Genomic DNA, 16,952 nt, shown 5'->3' on the forward strand with positions numbered 1-16,952 from the left:
GGCAACAGGCTAGGCCGAAAAAGGGGAAAACGATCCTAGCATGGTGCAGCGCAGCACGACGGCCGGCGCCGCGGGGCCGCTTGGCGCCAAAGGGGTTTTCCCGGTTGGACGATGGCGCCCGTCCGTGCGCCAATGTGTGCCGAATGTCACACGGATCGCCTAGCATCCGCGCTTTGCTTTTATTCCACAGGAGTCTTCCTTGATGCGTTTTCAATTGCTCGCCGCCACGTCGGCGCTGGCCGCCACGCTGGCCTTCCCGGCCCATGCCCAGACCGAGATCCAGTGGTGGCATTCCATGAGCGGTCCGCTCGGCGAATGGGTCAACGACCTCGCCAAGCAATACAACGACAGCCAGAAGGACTACAAGATCGTGCCGACCTACAAGGGCCAGTACGACGAGTCGATGACCGCCGCGATCGCCGCGTTCCGCGCCGGCAATGCGCCCGACATCCTGCAGGTGTTCGAAGTCGGCACCGCCACCATGATGGCCTCCAAGGGCGCGATCAAGCCAGTGGGCGAAGTGATGAGTTCGGGCGGCGTCAAGTTCGACCCCAGCGTCTACGTGCCCGCCGTGTCGGGCTACTACACCGCCGCGAACGGCCAGATGCTGAGCTTCCCGCTCAACAGCTCGACGACCATCTTCTATTACAACAAGGACGCCTTCAAGGCGGCTGGGCTCGACCCCGAGAAGGCCCCCACCACCTGGCCCGAAGTGATGGCCGCGGCCGACAAGCTCAAGGCGAGCGGCCACAAGTGCCCGTTCACCACCAGCTGGATGAGCTGGACGCAGCTCGAGAGCTTCTCGGCCTGGCACAACACGCTCTACGCGACGCAGAACAACGGCTTCGGCGGCACCTCGGCGCGCCTGGCCTTCAACTCGCCACTGCATGTGAAGCACTTCGAGAACCTGGCCAAGATGTCGAAGGACGGCACCTTCGTCTACAAGGGCCGCAACAACACCGGCGACGCCGCCTTCCCCTCGGGCGAGTGCGCGATGATGACCGCCTCGTCAGGCCTCTACGCACGCGTGGCCAAGGACGCCAAGTTCAAGTACGGCATCTCCACCATGCCCTACTATCCCGACGTGAAGGGCGCGCCGCAGAACACCGTGATCGGCGGCGCCAGCCTCTGGGTCATGTCGGGCAAGCCGGCCGACCACTACAAGGGCATTGCCAGCTTCTTCACCTTCCTGTCCGACACGAAGGTGCAGTCCGAAAGCCACAAGCGCACCGGCTACCTGCCGATCACCACCGCCGCCTACAAATTGACCGACGCCTCGGGCTTCTACAAGGAAAAGCCGGGCACCGACGTGGCGGTGACGCAGATGATCCGCAAGACCACCGACAAGTCGCGCGGCGTGCGCTTGGGCAACTTCGTGCAGATCCGCACCATCATCGACGAGGAAACCGAGCAGATCTGGAGCGGCAAGCGCAGCGCCAAGGAGGCGCTCGACGCCGCCGTGAAGCGCGGCAACGAACAGCTCGAGCGCTTCCAGAAGGCAAATAAAGGCTGAGCACCGTTCGGCTCCAGCGCCGAAGTAGACTCGCCCGCCCGCCACTGCAAAAGCCGTGGGGCGGGCGTTTCGTTTTTTGAGGGATTCGAGGGGTTATGGAAAAACGCGTTCTATTCCGGTCGGCATGGTTGCCATGGCTTTTGATCGCGCCGCAGATGGCGGTGATCCTGGTGTTCTTCTTCTGGCCCGCGAGCCAGGCCATCTGGCAGTCGCTGCAGACCGAGGACGCGTTCGGCACCTCCACCGTCTTCGTCGGTCTGGAGAACTTCGAGACCCTGTTCGACGACCCGGCGTACGTCGAGTCGTTCAAGGTCACGGCGCTGTTCTCGGTGCTGGTGGCCGGCATCGGCATCGCGCTGTCGCTGATGCTCGCGATCTTTGCCGACCGCATCCTGCGCGGTTCGCTGTTCTACAAGACCTTCCTGATCATCCCGTACGCGGTAGCGCCGGCCATCGCGGGCGTGCTGTGGGTGTTCATGTTCTCGCCGAGCATCGGCGTGGTGAGCTACGGCCTGCGCCACATGGGCATGGAATGGAACCACCTGCTCAATTCCAACCACGCGCTGTCGCTGATCGTGGTGGCCGCGATCTGGAAGCAGATCTCCTACAACTTCCTGTTCTTCCTGGCCGGGCTGCAATCGATTCCGAAGTCCCTGATCGAGGCCGCCGCCATCGACGGCGCCGGTCCGCTTCGCCGCTTCCTCACCATCCAGTTTCCGCTGCTGTCGCCGACCACCTTCTTCCTGCTGGTGATCAACATCGTGTATGCCTTCTTCGACACCTTCGCGATCGTGCATGCCACCACCGAAGGCGGTCCGGGCCGCGACACCGCGATCCTGGTCTACAAGGTCTGGCACGACGGCTTCCGGGCGCTCGACCTGGGCGGCTCGGCCGCGCAGTCGGTGGTGCTGATGGTGATCGTGGTCGTACTCACCGTGGTGCAGTTCCGCTACATCGAGAAGAAGGTCCAGTACTGATGGCGCATCCTCCTTTCCCCATTTCTTCTTCTTTCTTCTTCCGGAGCATCCGCCATGGTTGAACGCCGGCCCGGCCTGACCGTCCTCTCGCACGTGGTGCTGATCCTCGGCATCGCCATCGTGGCCTTTCCCATCTACCTCGCCTTCGTGGCCTCGACCCACACGCGCGACGAGATCCTGCGCGTGCCGATGCCGCTGGTGCCGGGCGCGCACATGGTCGAAAACTACACCGCCGCGCTCATGGGCACCGAGACGCAGGGCGCGCGCGTGGTGGTGGGCCGCATGATGTGGATCAGCCTGGTCACGGCGCTGGTCATCGCCTTCGGCAAGATCGCGATCTCGCTGCTTTCGGCCTTCGCCATCGTGTACTTCAAGTTCCCGTTCAAGAAGCTCGTGTTCTGGATGATCTTCGTCACGCTGATGCTGCCGGTGGAGGTGCGCATCCTGCCCACCTACAAGGTGCTGGCCGACCTGAACATGCTCAACACCTATGCGGGTTTGACCATTCCGCTGATCGCCTCGGCCACCGCGACCTTCCTGTTCCGGCAGTTCTTCCTTTCGGTGCCCGACGAACTCGTCGAGGCCGCGCGGATGGACGGCGCGGGGCCGATGCGCTTCTTCAAGGACATCCTGGTGCCGCTGTCGCAGACCTCGATCGCCGCGCTCTTCGTGATCCAGTTCATCTACGGCTGGAACCAGTACCTGTGGCCGCTGCTCGCCACCACGAGCGAAGACATGTACCCGGTGGTGATCGGCATCAAACGCATGATCGCCTCGGGCGACGCCGCGGTCGACTGGAACCTCGTGATGGCCACCGCAATCCTCGCGCTGATCCCTCCGGCGCTCGTGGTGGTGCTGATGCAGCGCTGGTTCGTCAAGGGCCTCGTGGACACCGAGAAGTGAACCCACGCCCGACGCCCACCGCATACAAGCAGATCACCTCTTAAGCCCAAGAACAAGACAACATGTCAGCCATTTCCTTTCGCAACGTCATCAAGCGCTACGGCAAGGGCGCCAAGGCCAACCAGGTCATCCACGGCGTCTCGGCCGAGGTGAACAAGGGCGAATTCGTCGTCATCGTCGGGCCCTCGGGTTGCGGCAAGTCCACGCTGCTGCGCATGGTGGCCGGCCTCGAGGAGATCTCGGCCGGCGACATCGCCATCGGCGACCGCGTGGTGAACCAGCTCGAACCTTCCGAGCGCGACATCGCCATGGTGTTCCAGAACTACGCGCTCTATCCGCACATGAGCGTGTTCAAGAACATGGCCTACGGCCTGAAGATCGCGCGGCTGCCGACCGACGAGATCAAGCGGCGCGTGGACAAGGCCGCCAAGATCCTCGAGCTGGGCCACCTGCTCGAGCGCAAGCCGCGCGAGCTTTCGGGCGGCCAGCGCCAGCGCGTGGCCATGGGGCGTGCGATCGTGCGCGAGCCGAAGGTCTTCCTGTTCGACGAGCCGCTGTCGAACCTCGACGCCAAGCTGCGCGCGCAGACCCGCCTCGAGATCCAGAAGCTGCACCGCGAGCTCGGCATCACCTCGCTGTTCGTCACGCACGACCAGATCGAAGCCATGACGCTCGCGCAGCGCATCATCGTGATGAACGGCGGCGTGATGGACCAGTTCGCCACGCCTGAAGAGGTCTACAACCGGCCCGCCACCACCTTCGTGGCGAGCTTCATCGGCTCGCCACCGATGAACCTGCTCAAGCAAGCGCCGGGCGTGCGCCCCGGCCAGATCCTCGGCATCCGCCCCGAGCACCTGACGCTCGACGAAAGCGGCTGGTCCGTGCAGGTCGAGTCGGTCGAGCTGCTCGGCGCCGAGCGGCTGGTGTATGGCCGCATCGGCGACGAGCAGATCATCATGCGCACCGACGAGGCCGACCGTCCGCCGAAGGCCGGCGACACGGTCCGGATCGCGGCGCAGCAGGACAAGCTGCACTGGTTCGACGCTGGCTCCGGCAAGCGCGCTGAATAAGACGCCCCCCGAAGCGCCTGCGGCGCCTCCCCCCACGGGGGTGCGCACCCGGTGGCCTGGCGGAGCCGGTTCCACGGGTGCACTGGATGAACACCACGACCCGCTCAAAAATGAACGCTACGCCCTGGCCTTATCCCCGCTGGATCGCCCACCGCGGCGCGGGCAAGCTGGCACCCGAGAACACGCTGGCCGCTTTCCGGCTCGGTGCCGCGCACGGCTGGCGCATGTTCGAGTGCGATGCCAAGCTCAGCGCCGACGGCGTGCCCTTCCTCATGCACGACGCCACGCTCGAACGCACCACCAGCGGCCACGGCATTGGCGGCGACCTGCCTTGGGGCGGGCTGTCGCAGCTCGATGCCGGCGGCTGGCATTCGCGCGCTTTCGCGGGCGAGCCGCTCGCCACGCTCGAGAACCTCGCACGCTTTTGCCTCGCCAATGGCTACCTGCTCAACATCGAGATCAAGCCCACGCCGGGCACCGAGCAGGAAACCGGCGCAACGGTGGCGCGCGAAGCCGCACGGCTCTGGCAGGGCGCGGCTGTTGCGCCGCTCCTGACCTCGTTCCAGGCCGAATCGCTGCGCGCCGCGCGCGACGTGGCGCCCGAGCTGCCGCGCGGGCTGCTGCTCGACACGCTGCAAGAGGGTTGGTTCGACACCGCCACCGGCCTCGGCTGCGCCGCGGTGGTCTGCAACCATGCGCTCTGGGACGCGGCCACTGTGGCCCGGGTGCAGGCGGCCGGCCTGCGCACGCTGAGCTACACCGTCAACGACGAATGGGCCGCCCAGCGGCTCATCGACCTGGGCACCGACGGGATCATCACCGACCGCGTCGACCTGTTCAGCCCGGCCCGCTGACCGCCGCCGCGGCCAGGCACGCCGCCCTTCTATGATGGCGGCCATGAGCGTGACCTCCCGCCTGCTGGCGCTGTGCCTGGCTGCCCTGCTGTCTTGCGGCGCCGCGCTGGCGCAGCTCGACCCTGCCGGCAGCGGCGCCGCCGCCATGGCGGCGCCCGAGCCCGAGCTGAGCGTGCCCGAGATGCGCGCGCAGCTCACGAGGATCACCGAGGCCCCGCCCGAAGCCCATGGCAGCCTGCGCGATCAGCTGGCGCAGATCAACGCGATCGGCGCCCAGGCCGAGAAGTTCGTGGCAGCCCGCACCGCCGAGCTGGCCGACCTCAACGCCCGCCTCGGCGAGCTTGGCGAACCGCCGGCGGCCGGCGCCACCGAAGACCCCGACATCACGCGCCAGCGCGCCACCCTGACGAAGGAGCGCAACACGCTCGATGCCGACATCCGGCTGGCGCGCCTGCTGACCATCGACGTACGCCAGCGCGGCGCCGAACTCGTGGACCAGCGCCGCGCGCTGTTCGAGGCGCAGGTCACCGAGCGCGCCCCCTCGCCGCTGGGCGACGAATTCTGGCGTGATCTTCGGCGGGCATGGCCCGGCGACATCGCGCGCCTGCAGGCCCTGGGCGCGGACCTGCGCGACGGCTTCGAGAAGGCGACCGGGCAAGGCACGCGCACCGGGGTGATCGGCGCGCTGCTGCTGGCCGTGGTGCTTGCCGTGCTCGGGACCTGGGCCGCCGAGCACCTGCTCACGCGGCTCGCCGCACGGCTGCTGCCGGCGGGCCGGCTTCGGCGCTCGCTGCTGGTGATCGCCATCGTGGCCAGCCACGTGCTGCTCGTGGCGCTGGCCGCGTACGGCGTCGAGCGGCTGCTCGAGGAGTACGCGACCTGGACGCCGCAGGCGAGCAAGGCGCTGCACTCGCTCGCACAGGCGCTGGTGTTCATGGCCTTCGTGGTCGGGCTTGGACGTTCGCTGCTGGCCATCGGCCGGCCGAGCTGGCGGCTGCCGCCGATGTCCGACGCGGTGGCCGGCCGCCTCGCCGTTTTGCCCTGGTTCGTGGCGCTGGTGGCCGCGGTCGCATGGACGCCCGCAGAGATCAATACCGTCGTGGACGCGAGTTTCGCGGCCGTGGTGGCGACCCACGTGGTCACGGCGCTGACGCTGACCGCGCTCGTCGGCGTCGTGCTGCTTCGCCTGCGAACGCTGCGCGACCGCGCGCCAGGTGCCGACCTGCCGGAGCAGCCGATCTGGGTCGGACTGCTCGTGGCCTGCATCGGCGCGGTCATGGTCGCGATCTGGGTCCTGCTCGCCGTCGGATATGTGGCGCTCGCCAGCCTGCTGGCCTCGCAACTGACCTGGACCGGCATCGTCGCCGCCTCCTTCTACGTGCTGTTCAAGTTTGCCGACGACGTGTTCATGGCGACCGTGTCGTCACGCAGCACCATGGGCCAGCGGCTGCAGAAGAGCTTCGGGCTCGCACCGCAGACGCTGGACCAGGCCGCCACGGTGCTGTCGGGCCTGAGCCGCGTCGGCCTGTTCTTCTACATGCTGATCGCGCTTGCGGCGCCGCTGGGCACCGGCCCCGACGAGGTGTTCCAGCGCAGCGGCAAGTTCGGCTCGGGCGTGAAGGTGGGCGAGTTCGAACTCGTGCCCGGCGCCATCCTGGGCGCGGTCGCGGTGGCGATCCTGGGCTTCGTCGTGCTGCGCGTCTTCAAGCGCTGGCTCGCGCAGAGCTACCTGCCGAGCACCCGCTTCGAGCCCGGCATGCAGAGCTCGATCGCCACGCTGCTGGGCTATGTGGGCGGCATCCTCGTGGTCGCGTTCTCGCTGTCGGCGCTGGGCATCAGCATCGAACGCATCGCCTGGGTCGCGAGCGCGCTCTCGGTCGGCATCGGTTTCGGGCTGCAGGCGATCGTGCAGAACTTCATCTCGGGCCTGATCCTGCTCGCCGAACAGCCGGTGAAGGTGGGCGACTGGGTCGTGCTGGGCACTACCGAGGGCGACGTGCGGCGCATCAACGTGCGGGCCACCGAGATCCAGCTCGGCGACCGCTCGACGCTGATCGTGCCGAACTCGGAGTTCATCACCAAGACGGTGCGCAACATGACGCTGGCCAATGCCGAGGGCCGGGTGCTGATCCGCCTGCCGCTGCCGCTGACCACCGACGCGGCGCGCGTGCGCGAGCTGATCCTCACGGCCTGCCGCGAACACGAAGGCGTGCTGGAGACGCCCGCGCCCTCGCTCACGCTCGAAGGCATCGAAGGCGGCCTGCTCGTGTTCCAGGCCATCGCCTATGTCTCCAGCCCGCGCCTGGCGGGTGGCGTGCGCAGCGACCTGCTGTTCACCATCCTGGAGCGCCTGCACGCGGCGCAGATCCCGCTGGTGCCCTATGCGGCGATGCCGGCGCCGGCTGCCGCCCCGGCCGAACCGGCAGCTCCCGCCGCCTAGGCGCAGGCCGCACCGATCATCCGAGCAGCGGGCAAATGCCCGCGCTGATCGACCGATTGTCCGGAGGCGCCCGAACGAACAATCAGCCATGAGCAGGCGCCGTGCCGCCGACGCTCGCCCGGAGCACCCATGGCTGAAGAAAGCGATCTCGAAAAAACCGAACCTGCCTCATCGCAGCGCCTGGAAAAGGCGCGCGAGGAAGGCAACGTTGCCCGTTCGCGCGAGCTTTCCACCTTCGTGCTGCTGGGCGCCGCCGGTGCCGGCCTCTGGCTGACCTCGGGGTCGCTCGGCGACACCATGCAAGGCGCCCTGGTCCAGGGCCTGCACTTCGACCGCGCTACGGCGTTCGACCCGGCCCACATGCTTGCACGCGCCGGGCTCATGGTCGTCGAGGCGCTGGTCGCGCTGGCGCCGCTGTTCGGCCTGATGCTGATCGCCGCGGTGGCCGGCCCGCTGATGCTCGGCGGCTGGCTGCTCTCGGCCAAGGCGGCAGCACCCAAGTTCAGCAAGCTCGACCCCATCGCGGGCATCGGGCGCATGTTCTCTTTCCAGTCGCTGTCCGAGCTGGTCAAGGCACTGGCGAAGTCGCTGCTGATCGGCGGCGTGGCCTGGCTCGTGATCATGGGCAACATGGACGAGGTCTCGTCGCTGATGTCGCAGTCGGAACGCACCGCGCTGCCGAAGATGATGAGCCTGGTGGCGCATAACTGCCTGCTGATCGCGGCCACGCTGCTGCTGGTGGCGCTGGTCGACGTGCCGTTCCAGCTCTGGAGCCACCACCGCAAGCTGCGCATGTCGCGCGAGGACCTGCGCAAGGAGCACAAGGAAAGCGAAGGCGACCCGCACATCAAGGCGCAGATCCGCCGCCAGCAGCAGCAGATGGCGCGCCGCCGGATGATGGCCGAGGTGCCCACAGCCGACATCGTGGTGACCAACCCGACGCACTTCGCGGTGGCGCTGAAGTACGTCGACAACGACATGCGCGCGCCGCGCGTGGTGGCCAAGGGCTCCGACCTCGTGGCCGCGCGCATCCGCGAGATCGCGCGCGAGAACAAGGTCGCGATCCTGGAAGCGCCGCCGCTCACGCGCGCACTGTTCAAGCACACCAAGCTCGGCGACGAGATTCCCGCCGGCCTCTACACCGCGGTGGCCGAGGTGCTGGCCTGGGTCTACCAGCTCAAGCGCTGGCAGGCCGAAGGCGGCGACGCGCCGCGCACCCCGGCCGACCTGCCGATTCCGAAATCGCTCGAATACACACCGGACACTGCATGAACGCGATGGCGAACCTCACGCGCCTGCCGGCGCAACTCTTCTCAGGCGCCCAGTGGAAAGGCCTTGCCGGCCCGATCCTGATCGTGCTCATCATGAGCATGATGGTGCTGCCGCTGCCGCCGTTCCTGCTGGACCTGCTGTTCACCTTCAACATCGCGATGTCGGTGATGGTGCTGCTGGTGAGCATGTACACCATGAAGGCGCTCGACTTCGCCGCTTTTCCGGCGGTGCTGCTGTTCTCCACGCTGCTGCGCCTGTCGCTCAACGTGGCCTCGACCCGCGTGGTGCTGATGCATGGCCACACCGGCCCCGACGCAGCGGGCAAGGTGATCGAGGCCTTTGGCCATTTCCTGGTGGGCGGCAACTTCGCGGTCGGCGTGATGGTGTTCATCATCCTGGTGATCATCAACTTCATGGTGATCACCAAGGGCGCGGGCCGCATCGCCGAGGTCGGCGCGCGCTTCATGCTCGACGCGATGCCCGGCAAGCAGATGGCGATCGACGCCGACCTCAACGCCGGCCTGATCGGCGAGGACGTGGCTCGCAAGCGCCGCGCCGAGGTGGCGCAGGAAGCCGACTTCTACGGCTCGATGGACGGCGCGAGCAAGTTCGTGCGCGGCGACGCGGTCGCGGGCCTGCTGATCCTGGTGATCAGCATCATCGGCGGCCTGGTGGTGGGCATGTTCCAGCACAACCTCGACTTCGCCACCGCCGGCACGACCTACACGCTGCTGGCCATCGGCGACGGCCTGGTGGCGCAGATCCCGGCGCTCGTGATCTCGACCGCGGCCGGCGTGATCGTCTCGCGCGTGACCACCGACGAGGACGTCGGCGGCCAGCTCACGGGCCAGCTGTTCTCCAACCCGCAGGTGCTCTTTCTCACGGCCGGCCTGGTCGGCCTGATGGGCCTGATCCCGGGCATGCCGAACCTCGCGTTCCTGCTGATCGCGGGCGGCCTGGCCTGGCTGGGCCGGCGCGTCCAGCAGCGCGCGCCGCGCGCAGCCGCCGAGAAGGCCGCGGCCGCGGCTGCGGCTGCGGTGCAGGCCATGCCGGCAGCCGAATCGCCCGAGGCCACCTGGGACGACGTGGCGCTGGTCGACCCGCTCGGCATGGAAGTGGGCTACCGGTTGATCCCGCTGGTCGACCAGACGCAGAACGGCGAGCTGCTGGGCCGCATCAAGAGCATCCGCAAGAAGATCGCGCAGGAGCTCGGCTTCCTCGCGCCGGTGGTCCACATTCGCGACAACCTCGAGATCCCGCCCAACACCTACGTGATCAGCCTCAAGGGCGTGGAGATCGGCCGCGGCGAGGCCTTCCCCAACCAGTGGATGGCAATCAACCCCGGCCAGGTGACCGGCACCCTGCCCGGCACGCCGACGCAGGACCCGGCCTTCCACCTGCCCGCGGTGTGGATCGACGCGGCGCTGCGCCAGGAGGCGCAGGTCATGGGCTACACGGTGGTCGACGCCTGCACGGTGATGGCCACGCACCTGAACCACCTGATCCAGATGCACGCGGCCGAGCTGCTCGGCCGCCAGGAAGTACAGCAGCTGCTCGACCAGATCGGCAAGACCGAGCCCAAGCTGACCGAGGACCTCGTGCCCAAGGTCATGTCGCTGAGCACGCTGCACAAGGTGCTGCAGAACCTGCTCGACGAAGAGGTGCCGATCCGCGACATGCGCACCATCCTCGACGTGATGGCCGAGCATGCGCCGAGCGTCAAGGAGGCCGCCGAGCTGACCTCGATCGCGCGCCTGGCGCTCGGCCGCGCGATCGTGCAGCAGCTGTTCCCGGGCGACTCGGAACTGCAGGTGATCGGCCTCGACGGCGCGCTCGACGGCGTGCTGCACCAGGCGCTTGCCAACAACAACGGCATCGAGCCCGGCCTCGCCAACAGCCTCATGCAGCAGACCCGCGCCGCCATCGCGCGGCAGGAGCAGCTGGGCCTGGCGCCGGTGCTCGTCGTCCAGCATTCGCTGCGCGTGCTGCTCACCCGCTTCCTGCGGCGCAGCTTCCGCCAGCTCAAGGTTCTCTCCCATGCGGAGATTCCTGACACCCGAAACATCAAGATCACCGCCACCATCGGAGGAAGAGTTTGAACACGCACACAGACGTCCGGACCAGCGCACGCAAGTTCGTCGCGCCCACGAGCCGGGAGGCCCTGCGCATGGCGCGCGAAGCGCTCGGCGATGAAGCCATCGTGCTGACCAATCGCGTGGTTGCCGAAGGCGTCGAGATCGTCGCCATGGTGCAGCAGGACGTGGACGCGGTGCATGCGCAGGCGCCGGTCTCGCCGGCACCCGCGCCCGCCGTGACCGTGGCGCCCGTTGCCCCCGCCAGCCCCGTCTTCGCGCTCACCCCGCCACCGCCCGTCGCCGCCCAGGCGGCACCGGCACCGGCACCGGCCCCCGCCGTCATCGCGGCCGACAGCGTGCTCGGCGAACTCCACTCGATGCGCTGCATGATCGAGGAGCAGCTCGCCGGTGTGGCCTGGAGCGAGAAGCAGCGCCGCGACCCGATGCGCGGGCGCCTGCTGCGCGCGCTGCTCGGCGCCGGCTTCAGTGCGCGCCTGTCGAAGGCGATGCTCGAACACCTGCCCACCGGCCAGAGCCACGCCGAGGGCATGGCCTTCGTGCGCTCCGAACTGATCCGCACGTTGCCCGTGCTGGGCGACGAGGACGCGCTGCTCGCGCAGGGCGGCGTCTATGCGCTGATGGGCCCCACCGGCGTCGGCAAGACCACCACCACCGCCAAGCTCGCGGCCCGCTGCGTGATGCGCTTCGGCGCCGACAAGCTCGCGCTGGTCACCACCGACAGCTACCGGATCGGCGCCTACGAGCAATTGCGCATCTACGGCCAGATCCTCAATGTGCCGGTCTATGCGGTGAAGGACGCGGCCGACCTGCACCTTGTGCTGCATGACCTGCGCGACAAGCACATGGTGCTGATCGACACCGTCGGCATGAGCCAGCGCGACCGCGCCGTCTCGGACCAGATCGCGATGCTCTGCAACAGCCACCGCCCCGTAAAGCGGCTGCTGCTGCTCAACGCCACCAGCCACGGCGACACGCTCAACGAGGTGGTGCACGCCTACCGCCACGGCAGCGACAGCGAACTCGCCGGCTGCATCTTCACCAAGGTTGACGAGGCCACCCATCCGGGCGCGCTGATCGACACCGTGATCCGCCACCGCCTGCCGGTGCACTACGTCTCGTGCGGCCAGAAGGTGCCCGAGAACCTGATGCGCGCCGACCGCGCCCAGCTCGTGGACAGCGCCTTCCAGGCCAACAGCGCGAGCGCGCTGTTCGTGCCGGGCGAAGGCGACCTGAACGACGCAGCCGCCGCCGCGGGCGCCGCCGCTTCGTCGGCGCAGGCCGACGCCGAAAAGCAGCGCCTGCGCTACAGCCGGCTGATCAGCGCCATGGCGCACGACGCGCAGGAAGTGGCGACCGCCGCCAAGGCGCTCGGCGCCGCACCGCTGGGCTTCGCGCAGGCGCGTGCACTCTGGCGCCAGGCCGCCGACGACGACATCGGCCACAAGGCGGTGCTGCAGTCCCTCATGGCGCATGCCGCGAGCGAGATCGCCAACGGCTGCGACACCCATCTGCTCGCGCTCAGCGGCCAGGTCGGCCTCAAGTCCGACGAGAGCAGCGACGCCTACCACTGCCAGGGCAGCCTGCTGCTGTCCGACCGCAGCGGCATGCCGCTCGCAGCGCCCAACCAGTGGCTCTCCACCGCCGCCACCCGCCATGCCGCCGACCCGGGGCGCAAGCCCGGCGTGCGGCAGGTGCAGTGGCTGCGCCAGCAGGACTTCGGCGACAAGACCGTGGTGCACATGCTGCCGCGGCTGCCCTCGGCCGAACTGATGCTGCAGTGGCAGGTCCAGCGCCAGCAGTGGCTCGCGCGCGTGCCCGCCTCCACCGCGGTGACCGATCCGCGCACCGGCGAATACGCCACGCTCAACGGCCTCGACTTCGCGTACGGCGAAGCCCGCGCTGTGGTCTTCAAGGGCCGGCCCGCGCTCCAGATGGAAGCGCAGGCCCACGTTACGCTGCGCACCGACGGCGGCCTGCCCGGCCTGCGCTGCATCGCCACCCGCGTGATCGATGCGCGCAGCCGCAAGGTGCTGGCGCAGGGCCATGCGCTCTGCAACATCGGTGCCGAGGTGCCGCTCGCCCAGCTCGCGCAGTGGCAGGCCTGGGCCGCCGAGGCCGAGCCCTGCTTCCGCCTGCTGCGCCAGGGCCTTTCGGCGCTCGGCGGACTCGGCGAGGCCGGCGACCCCCACATGATGAAGCGCCTGCTCATCGCGGGCCAGGTCACGACCACCGTCTGGCGCCTGCTGCAGGCCGAGGGCGACTGGGCCGCACGCACGCGTGCGCTGCTGGTGCAGCTCACCGGCCGCGCCGCACGCGTGGGGCGCCCGGTCTCTGGCAACGTGCTCTACGCCGGCGTGAGCAAGCTGTTCCTGCTGCTGGAGGCGCTGGACACGTGAGCAAGCTGGTCCTCGATCAAGCCGATGGGCTGCGACGGCTGCTGGCGCAGTCGTCCGCGCGCCTCATCGCCCTGGCGAGCATGGGGCACCGGCCAGGCACCACCACCGCGGCCATGAACCTCGGTGCGGCGCTCGCCCACATGGGCAAGGACGTTCTGCTGCTCGACGAGCACGGCGCCGGGGAGAACTCGGTCGCTGCCGAATGGGTCGTCGACCCGCTCGGCACGCTGGCCGACGTGGCCGCCCATCGGCTGACCTGCGAAGGCGCCGCAGCGCGCACGCCGTGCGGCGTCGGGGTGCTGCCGGCGCTGCCCGGCGCGCAGCCCGACCACACCGATCCGCGCCTGCTGTGGCGCGGCGACGTGATCCTGGTCGATGCGGCGCTCGACAGCGTCGGCAACCTGTCGCCGCTCGCGCGCATGGCCGACGAACTGGTGGTGGTGCTGCAGCCGCACCCGGCGTCGATCACCGCCACCTATTCGGGCATCAAGCGGCTGCACTACGCGCACGCCGTGCGCCAGCTCCGGCTGCTGATCAACCAGGTCGCCGAGCCCGAGGCCGCACGCCAGAGCATGGCCAACCTGGTCGACACCGGCAGCCGCTACCTTGCGGTCTCGATGCAGCCCGCCGGCTGGGTGCGCGCCGACCCCCACATGCCCGCCGCCCGGCGGCTCGGACAGACCGTCGTGGAGGCTTTCCCGACCAGTCCGGCCGCCGTGGATTTCCGCGTCATCGCCGCCGCCGTCACGCAGTGGCCGTGGCGCCCGGCCGTGCGGCCGCAGGACGCCGGAACGGCGCTCTGGCGCGCCGACGGCCTGATGCAGGAACCCGCCAACGAGGAAGAGGACGACCGTGTATACCGCACAGGGAACGTTTGAGAAATCGCATCTGCTGAAGCAGCACCAGCCGATGGTGCGCCGCATGGCGCTCCAGATGCTGGCCAAGCTGCCCGCCAGCGTGGAGCTCGACGATCTGATCCAGGCCGGCATGATCGGCCTGCTCGATGCGTCCACCCGCTACCAGGACAACCGCGGCGCGCAGTTCGAGACCTTCGCGAGCCAGCGCATCCGCGGCGCCATGCTCGACGAACTGCGTGCCAGCGACTGGGGTTCGCGCGGCCTGCGGCAGTCGTCGCGCAAGGTCGAGCAGGCGATCCAGGCGCTCGAGCACCAGCTCGGGCGCCCGGCCGCCGAGGGCGAGATCGCCAAGGCGCTCGACATGGAACTCGACGAGTACCAGTCGCTGCTGCAGGAGATCCAGGGCTGCCAGCTGCTCTACGTGGAAGACTTTGCGCACGACGGCGAGTCAGACACCGCCTGGCTCGACCGCCAGGCGCGCAACGACGGCGCCGGCAACGACGATCCGCTCGCGCAGCTCATGGCCTCGGGCTTCCGGCACAAGCTCGTCGACGCGATCGCCGCATTGCCCGAACGCGACCAGCTGCTGTTGAACCTCTACTACGAGGAAGAGCTCAACCTGCGCGAGATCGGCGCCATCCTCGAGGTGAGCCAGTCGCGCGTGTGCCAGCTGCACAGCCAGGCCATCAGCCGGCTGCGGGCGCACCTGAAGGACGTGCTCTAGGGGCGGTGCATCGGCGCGCTCAGACCGCAGGCGCTTCCGCGCCGCCGGCATCGCGCTTGCCGCCATTTCGCAGCCCGGCCTGCAGCAATGCACGGCCGGCGAATGCGTCGCCTGCAACCTCGAGGTCGAAGCGATCGCCATCCAGCCGGCGCAGGTCCGAGATCACCGCGGTGGCTTCATCCACCGTCGCGCCCGTGGCCAGCATCGCTTCGTAGCTCATCTTCATCGCCGATTCGAAGGTCTCACGCACCACGGTGGCCGTCGGATCGGTCTTGACCAGCTCCACCGCGTGCTCGCGGTCGTAGGCCCGCACCAGCACGCGCGAGTGCGGACACTGGGCCCTGACGGTCTCGGCGATGCGCGTCGCCGCGGCCTTGTCGTTCACGCAGACCAGGATGGCGGTGGCGGTGTGCGCACCGGCGGCGTGCAGCACATCGGGCCGGCCGCCGTCGCCGTAGTAGACCTTGAAGCCCAGGTACGACTGCGCGTCGCGGATGACCTGCGTGTCGTTGTCGATCACCGTGAGCGAGGCGCCGCGCGCCAGCACGCCCTGGCTGGCGATCTGGCCGACGCGGCCGAAGCCGATCACCAGCACCTTCCCCTGCTGGCCGTTGACCGCTTCCACGCCCTCCATCGACACCGCGGCGCGCGGCCCGAAGCGCTGGTGCAGCAGCACGACAAGCGGGGTCAACGCCATCGAGAGCACGACGATGGCCGTCATGTTGGCATTGACCGTGGCGTCGATCACGCGCGCACCCAGGGCGGCCGCGAACAGCACGAAGGCGAATTCCCCGCCTTGCGCCATGAGCACCGCGCGGTCCAGCGCGTCGGCATGCGAACTCTTGGCAAGGCGTGCCACGACGTAGATGCAGGCGGCCTTGGTCGCCATCAGCGCCACCACGCCGGCCACGATCAGTTGCCAGTTGCGGCCCACGACCGCCAGGTCCAGCGACATGCCCACGCCAAGGAAGAAGAGCCCCAGCAGCAGCCCGCGGAAGGGCTCGATGTCGGCCTCCAGCTGGTGCCTGAAGGTCGACTCCGACAGCAGCACGCCGGCCAGGAACGCGCCCATGGCCATCGACAGGCCCCCCAGCTGCATCAGCAGCGCCGCACCGAGCACCACGAGCAGCGCGGCAGCGGTCATGACCTCGCGCGCTTTCGCGTTGGCCAGGACGCGGAAGAACGGGTTCAGCAGCCAGATGCCTGCGGCCACCAGCGCTGCCAGCGCACCCAGCGCCAGTCCGATCACGCCCCAGCGCGAGGGCACAACGGCGGCGGCATCGAGCGCCGGTGGCGCAATGAAGGCCACCAGGGCCAGCAGCGGCACGATCAGCAGGTCTTCGAACAGCAGGATGGACACCATGCGCTGCCCACGCGGCGCGGCGATGTCGCCGCGCTCGCCCAGCAACTGCATGACGATGGCCGTCGACGTGAGCACGAAGCCCATCGCGCTGATGAAGGACACCGCCAGCGGAAAGCCGAATGCCATGCCCACCAGCGTCAACAGGCAGCCGCAAACCAGGCACTGCAGGCTGCCCAGGCCGAAGATCTGCTTGCGCAGGCTCCACAGGTGGGAAGGCTGCATTTCCAGCCCGATCACGAACAGGAACATCACCACGCCCAGTTCGGCCACGTGCAGGATCGCCTGCGGATCGTTGAACAGCTTGAACCCGAAGGGCCCGATGGCCAGGCCCGCTGCCAGGTAACCCAGCACCGACCCGAGACCGATCTTCTTGAACAGAGGCACCGCCACCACGGCGGCGCCGAGCAAGATCACGACGTTGACCAGGTCGCCCGCGCTTCCTTCGACAGCCATGCAAAATTCCTCCGTATTGAAATCCAGGAATGCA

At 68.5% G+C, this 16,952-nt stretch carries 12 protein-coding genes; 11 read left to right on the top strand and 1 reads right to left on the bottom strand.

Features of this window, described 5'->3' with window-relative positions:
• Window positions 1-202 precede the first annotated feature (202 nt).
• From ugpB to AC3A6J_RS03880, 11 genes are all read left to right on the top strand, one after another.
• The gene (gene ugpB / locus AC3A6J_RS03830) at window positions 203-1,513 is read left to right on the top strand and encodes a sn-glycerol-3-phosphate ABC transporter substrate-binding protein UgpB (protein ID WP_487858566.1); all 1,311 of its coding nucleotides are present in this window, start codon (window positions 203-205) and stop codon (window positions 1,511-1,513) included.
• A gap of 95 nt (window positions 1,514-1,608) precedes the next feature.
• Window positions 1,609-2,490, top strand: a complete 882-nt coding sequence (ugpA, locus tag AC3A6J_RS03835) for a sn-glycerol-3-phosphate ABC transporter permease UgpA (RefSeq protein WP_487858567.1) — start codon at window positions 1,609-1,611, stop codon at window positions 2,488-2,490.
• A 54-nt stretch (window positions 2,491-2,544) separates the two neighbouring features.
• Window positions 2,545-3,393, top strand: coding sequence for a sn-glycerol-3-phosphate ABC transporter permease UgpE (gene ugpE, locus AC3A6J_RS03840; RefSeq protein WP_487858568.1), 849 nt, complete (start codon window positions 2,545-2,547; stop codon window positions 3,391-3,393).
• A 62-nt stretch (window positions 3,394-3,455) separates the two neighbouring features.
• Window positions 3,456-4,463, top strand: a complete 1,008-nt coding sequence (gene ugpC / locus AC3A6J_RS03845) for a sn-glycerol-3-phosphate ABC transporter ATP-binding protein UgpC (protein ID WP_487858569.1) — start codon at window positions 3,456-3,458, stop codon at window positions 4,461-4,463.
• Between the two features lie 110 nt (window positions 4,464-4,573).
• Window positions 4,574-5,317, top strand: a complete 744-nt coding sequence (gene ugpQ / locus AC3A6J_RS03850; RefSeq protein WP_487858570.1) for a glycerophosphodiester phosphodiesterase — start codon at window positions 4,574-4,576, stop codon at window positions 5,315-5,317.
• A gap of 43 nt (window positions 5,318-5,360) precedes the next feature.
• Entirely contained in the window at window positions 5,361-7,757 is a 2,397-nt protein-coding gene (locus tag AC3A6J_RS03855; protein ID WP_487858571.1) for a DUF3772 domain-containing protein, read from the top strand.
• 129 nt (window positions 7,758-7,886) lie between these two features.
• Window positions 7,887-9,029, top strand: coding sequence for a flagellar biosynthesis protein FlhB (gene flhB, locus AC3A6J_RS03860; protein WP_487858572.1), 1,143 nt, complete (start codon window positions 7,887-7,889; stop codon window positions 9,027-9,029).
• Window positions 9,026-11,128 (top strand): flagellar biosynthesis protein FlhA, encoded by a 2,103-nt coding sequence (gene flhA / locus AC3A6J_RS03865; RefSeq protein ID WP_487858573.1) that lies wholly within the window; start codon window positions 9,026-9,028, stop codon window positions 11,126-11,128. Before flhB ends, flhA begins: the two co-directional genes overlap by 4 nt.
• Complete coding sequence (gene flhF, locus AC3A6J_RS03870) at window positions 11,125-13,521, top strand: flagellar biosynthesis GTPase FlhF (RefSeq protein ID WP_487858574.1); 2,397 nt, start codon at window positions 11,125-11,127, stop codon at window positions 13,519-13,521. Before flhA ends, flhF begins: the two co-directional genes overlap by 4 nt.
• Window positions 13,518-14,399 carry a MinD/ParA family ATP-binding protein gene (locus tag AC3A6J_RS03875; protein WP_487858575.1) on the top strand — a complete coding sequence of 294 codons (882 nt, stop codon included), beginning with the start codon at window positions 13,518-13,520 and terminating at the stop codon, window positions 14,397-14,399. Before flhF ends, AC3A6J_RS03875 begins: the two co-directional genes overlap by 4 nt.
• A complete protein-coding gene (locus tag AC3A6J_RS03880; protein WP_487858576.1) occupies window positions 14,374-15,102 on the top strand; it encodes an RNA polymerase sigma factor FliA in 729 nt (242 codons plus the stop codon). Before AC3A6J_RS03875 ends, AC3A6J_RS03880 begins: the two co-directional genes overlap by 26 nt.
• Before the next feature lie 19 nt (window positions 15,103-15,121).
• Here AC3A6J_RS03880 and AC3A6J_RS03885 read toward each other — a convergent pair whose 3' ends face one another.
• A complete protein-coding gene (locus AC3A6J_RS03885) occupies window positions 15,122-16,918 on the bottom strand; it encodes a monovalent cation:proton antiporter-2 (CPA2) family protein (protein WP_487858577.1) in 1,797 nt (598 codons plus the stop codon).
• Window positions 16,919-16,952 lie beyond the last annotated feature (34 nt).

The sequence above is a fragment of the Variovorax sp. Soil_C_39 genome (genome assembly GCF_057656815.1).